Source organism: Neokomagataea anthophila (assembly GCF_018122595.1).
Lineage (GTDB): Bacteria > Pseudomonadota > Alphaproteobacteria > Acetobacterales > Acetobacteraceae > Gluconobacter > Gluconobacter anthophilus.
On the sequence record NZ_JAGRQH010000022.1, the window covers coordinates 1 to 1,750 of the forward strand.

At 51.5% G+C, this 1,750-nt stretch carries 1 protein-coding gene and 2 pseudogenes; 2 read left to right on the plus strand and 1 reads right to left on the minus strand.

Features of this window, described 5'->3' with window-relative positions; genetic code table 11:
* Window positions 1–43: 43 nt before the first annotated feature.
* A pseudogene (locus tag KB213_RS11930) lies at window positions 44–350 on the plus strand (transposase); the annotation flags it as partial.
* A 54-nt stretch (window positions 351–404) separates the two neighbouring features.
* Here the strand turns inward: KB213_RS11930 and KB213_RS11935 are convergent.
* A protein-coding gene (locus KB213_RS11935; protein WP_211683445.1) for an IS3 family transposase occupies window positions 405–1,537 on the minus strand; the annotation gives its coding sequence in 2 pieces (ribosomal slippage) (window positions 405–1,288 and window positions 1,288–1,537; 1,134 coding nt in all).
* 65 nt (window positions 1,538–1,602) lie between these two features.
* Here KB213_RS11935 and KB213_RS11940 point away from each other — a divergent pair.
* Window positions 1,603–1,750 (plus strand): annotated as a pseudogene (locus KB213_RS11940) (IS3 family transposase); the annotation flags it as partial.

A 1,750-nucleotide genomic window follows, 5' to 3' on the forward strand; every position in this document is an offset into this window, starting at 1 on the left:
TGACGTGCTCCCCGGAAATGTATCCATTTTAAAGTAGATTCCGTTGGATAAGGAACCGGATCTATGCAGTCGTTTTACGGAAGAGCAGATTATCAAGATCCTGCACGAGCATGAGGCGGGGCTGAAAGTGCCGGATCTTTGCCGCAACACGGTATGAGTGATGCCACGTTTTACAAGTGGAAAACCCGTTATGGCGGCCTTGAAATCTCGGAAGCGAAGAAGCTGCGGGCGTTGGAGGACGAGAATACCCGTCTGAAACGCCTTTTGGCCGATGCGATGCTAGACAATGCGGCGTTGAAGGAAATCGTTGGAAAAAAGTGGTGACGCCTGCTGCGAAGCGGCAGGCTGTTGACCTTGTACGTGATGGACGTGTCACGGTTTAGTTTCGGGCCTTTGGTTATGTGTTAAGCGGCCTTGCGTTCATAATTTAGGGGTCTTTTCCACTGCAAAGCGGAATGGAGCCTCTTGGTATTGTAGAAATTATGAATGTAATCTGCGATGGCCTGCTCGACCTCCTGTCGACTGCTCCATGATTGCCGCCAAATCAGTTCGGCCTTCAGTGTTTTAAAGAAGCTTTTTGTCACGGCGTTATCCCGACAATTGCCCTTGCGGCTCATGGAAACGATGAAGCCATGCGTAACAAGCCGTTTACGGTATTCTTCGGAACAATACTGGGATCCGCAATCGGCATGATGAACGCAGCCGGATGTTGGCTGTCGCACAGCAATGGCGCGCTCCAAAGCGTTCAGCACGAGCTTCGTTGTCATGCGTGCTCCCGCACTCCACCCGATGACACGACGCGAGAAGAGGTCGAGCACCACAGCAAGGTAGACCCAGCCTTCACGCGTCCAAATATACGTCAGATCTGCAGCCCATTTCTGGTTTTTCATTGTGGTCGAAAAGTTCTGGTGCAGATGATTAGGGGCAATAGCGTGATGATGCGCACTGTTGGTGGTCACTTTGAACCGTCGTGTCCGAATAACACGCAGCTTCTGCTCATGCATCAAGCGCCCTACACGACGGTGTCCAACAGAAAAACCCAATGCCTTCAACGCTGCCGTCATACGTGGTCGGCCATAACGTTGACGGTTTTGCGTATGAAGGGTGCGAATATGCACGACTAAAGCAGCATCCTGCCGTTTGCGCGCGCTAACAGGGCGCCGCTTCCAGGCCCTTAAGCCTCGATCCGTGACGCCAAATAAACGGCAAGCTCGTCCACGCGGAAGAGGCCCATGATAGCGCGATAGAAACGCAAATCTCACGTCTTTTGCCTCGCGAAGAACTGTGTCGCCTTTTTTAACAGATCTCTTTCCTCCTGAAGAAGCAGGTTCTCACGACGTAATTTCTCATTCTCACGTAATACGGCTGCATGGTCCGTGGACGGAGAAGAGGAGGCCTGTTGCGCGTCCCTAATCCATTTCTTCAGCGTCGATGCACCAATACTCAAATCTTGCGCAATACGATCACGTGATAACCCACTACTCAGCGCCAATCGGATCGCTTCTTGCTTAAAATCAGCCTTGTAAACTCGTCCCATTCCAATTCTCCTTCTCGACCACCTTCGGTCTTAAAGGCCCGGAACTAAACCGTGACACGTCCAATTTGGCTCTCATTGTCGATACGTCTTTGTCTGGAAGGCGTGTCGCACGGGAGTTGACTATGTTGGTGGAACGCTATGGGAAGCCGCTCATTATCGTGAGTGACAATGGGACAGAATTCACCTCCCATGCCATTTTGAAATGGGCCGAAG